Genomic DNA, 3,191 nt, shown 5'->3' on the forward strand with positions numbered 1-3,191 from the left:
TACAGCACCAAATCGCACCGCCTCATACCGGTTACGCATACAATTGAGCACATTCGACTACACCACACTTCCATGACCGTCACCCAAGATCTCTCTTTCGTCCACCTCATCACCAACGCTTCAGTCCTGGTACAACTCGTCATGGCGCTTTTGGTCGGCGTATCCGTCATGAGCTGGACCTATATATTCCGCAAAATGTTTGCGATCAAGAATGCCCGCGCGCAAACCGAAGAATTCGAACGCGCCTTCTGGTCTGGCGGCGATTTGAATGCGTTGTATCAGGATGCCAGCTCCAATCGTCGCAAAAACAGTGGCGCGACCGGCGCGCTGGAACGCATCTTCGAATCCGGCATGAGCGAATTCAACAAATCCCGTGCCTCCAGTGATCCGGCGCAAGCCAGCGTACGGCTGGATGGCGCACGCCGCGCGATGCGCGCTGCCTATCAGCGCGAAATGGATGGCCTGGAATCGCACCTCGCCTTCCTCGCCTCGGTCGGTTCGGTGTCACCGTATGTCGGCTTGTTCGGCACCGTATGGGGCATCATGAATTCCTTCCGCGGCCTGGCAAATGTGCAGCAAGCCACGCTGGCTGCAGTGGCGCCGGGCATAGCCGAAGCCTTGATCGCCACCGCGATCGGCCTGTTCGCCGCAATTCCAGCCGTGGTTGCCTACAATCGCTATTCGCACGATATCGACAGGCTGGCAATGCGTTTCGAAAGCTTCGTTGAAGAGTTCTCGAACATCCTGCAGCGTCAGACGCGTTAAGGACTGCAGCAATGTCATTCTCATCCGGTAGCATGCGCGGCGGTCGCACCCGAAAATTCAAGGCAGAAATCAATGTCGTTCCGTATATCGACGTGATGATGGTGCTGCTCGTCATCTTCATGGTGACCGCACCCATGGTCAATCCGAACGAGATCGAATTACCGAACGCCGCCAAATCGACCTTGCCGCCTACCGAATACATACGCATAGACTTGAAAGCGGATGCCTCCGCGACGGTCTCGGTGCAAGGCAAAAAGAGCGGCGCCAAGCCGAGCGAAACCGTGGCCAGCCGTGGTGAACTGGGTAAAAAACTGCAGGCACTGTATAGCGAGAACCCTGACCTTGCCGTCATGATAGCCGCCGACAAGAACATCAAATACGACGAGGTGATACAAGCCATCTCGGAAGCCAAAAAAATTGGTATCAGCCGCGTAGGGCTGGCGACCAAGTGACCACCGCTTTATGACTGATCATTCACCGTACACCGTCCCGAAAGAACCAGGTCGCTGGCGCGCCATCACGCTGGCCGCCGTGGTGCACGCTGCGCTGCTGGTGTTTTTCTGGGTAGGCATAGACTGGCAAAGCGAAACGCCGGTCGCGGTGAAGGCTGAAATCTGGGATATGCAAGCCAAGGAAGCCGCCCCGCTGCCGCCCGTACCGGAACCGACACCACAGCCCAAACCTGAGCCCAAGCCTGTCGTGAAGGAAACACCCAAGGCAGAGCCGGTACCGCCACCTGTAGCCAAGGTCGATATCGCGCTGGAAAAAGAAAAGAAACGCAAAGAGCAGGAACGCAAGGACAAGCTGGCGGAAGAAGACAAAGAGAAAAAGCTGAAACAGAAAGCCGAGCAGGATAGGCTCGACAAGCTGGAAAAACAGCTGGCCGACAAGAAAATCGAGCAACAGAAAAAAGCCGACGCGGATAAAAAGCGCAAGCAGGAAGCCATCGATGCCGAAATGCGCGACAAGATACGGGCGGAAGAAATGCGCCGCCTGACCGGCGCGGTCGGCAGCGGCGGCACTGGCCAGGCTGCCAAATCGCAGGGCAGCGGCCGTGCAGACGGCGCTTATGCAGATAAAATCCGTGCAAAAATCCGTTCGAATACAATATTTATCGTGCCGGATGGATTAAGCGGGAATCCTTCTGCCGAATATGATGTCGAACTGCTGCCCGATGGATCGCTGCGCGGTTTGCGTTTACGCAAATCCTCCGGGCTGAGCGGCTTCGATGAAGCCGTCAAACGCGCGATAGAACGTTCGCAACCTTTCCCACCCGATCAATCCGGCAGCGTGCCTGGCCGTTTGACCGTCGTTCACAAACCGAAAGATCAGTGACCATGACCAAGACCAATTTTTTACGTTCATTCGCGATCCTTGCTCTGTTCGTCAGCAGCCTCGCCCATGCGCAATTGCGGGTGGAAATCGCCGGCGTCGGCGCCAACCAGATCCCGATTGCGATAGCCGCCTTCGGCGACGAGTCGATTGCACCGCATCAGGTCAGCGCCATCATCAAGGCCGATCTGCTGCGCAGCGGCTATTTCAAGGTCATCGATACCGGCACCGTGCTGACGGAAAATTCACAGATCAACCTGGCAGACTGGAAAGCGCGCGGCGCCGATGCCATCGTGGTCGGCAGCGTGCAGCGCCTGGCGGATGGCCGCTTCGATGTCAAATACCGCTTGTTCGACACCATCAAGGCAACCCAATTGTCGTCGCTGGTGCTGGCCAGCCCGCCCCAGTTCATCCGCGTATCGGCGCACAAGATCGCCGATGACATTTATGAAAAAATGACAGGCATACGCGGCGCCTTTGCCACCCGCATCGCCTACGTCACCAAGGCCGGCAAGGAATTCCGCCTGGAGATTGCCGATTCCGACGGTGAAGGCACGCAAATCGCCTTGCGTTCCAACGAACCCATCATCTCGCCTGCATGGTCGCCGGACGGCACCAAGGTCGCCTATGTCTCGTTTGAAAACAAGAAGCCGGTCGTCTATGTGCAGGATCTGGTGACCAGAACCCGCACGGTTGCCGCCAACTTCAAGGGCAGCAACTCGGCTCCGTCGTGGTCGCCTGACGGCAAAAAACTGGCAGTTGCACTGTCGCGCGATGGCTTGACCCAGGTCTATGTCGTCAATAGCGATGGCACCGGCTTGCGCCGCCTGAGCAATTCCAGCGGCATCGATACCGAACCGCAGTTTTCTGCCGATGGACTAAGCATTTACTTCACGAGCGACCGCAGCGGCGGCCCGCAAATCTACAAAATGAGCGCCAATGGTGGCGAAGCGCGACGCGTGACATTTGCCGGCGGCTACAACATCAGCCCGCGCATTTCTTCCGACGGCAAATTCCTGGCTTATATTTCACGCCGCGAAGGGAAGTTCCAATTATTCATACTCGATCTGGCCAATGCTCAGGAACAGCGCCTG

Annotated in this window: 4 protein-coding genes; all 4 read left to right on the forward strand. The window is 57.1% G+C overall.

The features are described from left to right. Positions 1-72 precede the first annotated feature (72 nt). Complete coding sequence (tolQ, locus tag Q7T06_RS03585; protein WP_304780276.1) at positions 73-765, forward strand: protein TolQ; 693 nt, start codon at positions 73-75, stop codon at positions 763-765. A gap of 11 nt (positions 766-776) precedes the next feature. Then, a complete protein-coding gene (locus Q7T06_RS03590; RefSeq protein WP_304780280.1) occupies positions 777-1,217 on the forward strand; it encodes an ExbD/TolR family protein in 441 nt (146 codons plus the stop codon). A 10-nt stretch (positions 1,218-1,227) separates the two neighbouring features. Continuing rightward, complete coding sequence (gene tolA, locus Q7T06_RS03595; protein ID WP_304780285.1) at positions 1,228-2,100, forward strand: cell envelope integrity protein TolA; 873 nt, start codon at positions 1,228-1,230, stop codon at positions 2,098-2,100. A gap of 2 nt (positions 2,101-2,102) precedes the next feature. Continuing rightward, positions 2,103-3,191: Tol-Pal system beta propeller repeat protein TolB (tolB, locus tag Q7T06_RS03600; protein ID WP_304780288.1), on the forward strand; the 1,089-nt coding region annotated here is incomplete at its 3' end.

Source organism: Herminiimonas sp. (assembly GCF_030645555.1).
In the GTDB taxonomy this organism is placed as follows: Bacteria; Pseudomonadota; Gammaproteobacteria; order Burkholderiales; family Burkholderiaceae_D; genus Oxalicibacterium.

Bases quoted from the DNA above. Each gene is read 5' to 3' on its own strand.
- tolA (WP_304780285.1), top strand. From the start codon at position 1,228: ATGACTGATCATTCACCGTACACCGTCCCGAAAGAACCAGGTCGCTGG.
- Q7T06_RS03590 (WP_304780280.1), top strand. From the start codon at position 777: ATGTCATTCTCATCCGGTAGCATGCGCGGCGGTCGCACCCGAAAATTC.
- tolQ (WP_304780276.1), top strand. From the start codon at position 73: ATGACCGTCACCCAAGATCTCTCTTTCGTCCACCTCATCACCAACGCT.